Here is a 260-nt window from a genome sequence, read left to right on the forward strand (position 1 = left end):
CGTTGGTTAAGCTATAAAGAGCACACGGAGGATGCCTAGGCACCAGGAGCCGAAGAAGGACGTGGCGAACGACGAAATGCCTCGGGGAGCCGTAAGCAGGCTTTGATCCGGGGATGTCCGAATGGGGAAACCTGCGTATCGTAATAGATACGTACCATGCAGTGAATACATAGCTGCATCGGAGGCAGACGAGGGGAACTGAAACATCTAAGTACCCTCAGGAAAAGAAAACAAAAGTGATTCCGTCAGTAGCGGCGAGC

General features: G+C 52.3%; 1 rRNA gene. It reads left to right on the forward strand.

The window, feature by feature from the left end:
* Positions 1 to 4: 4 nt before the first annotated feature.
* Positions 5 to 260: ribosomal RNA gene (locus ACZYR9_RS27895) — 23S ribosomal RNA — on the forward strand; the annotation flags it as partial.

Source organism: Paenibacillus sp. F024 (assembly GCF_057814255.1).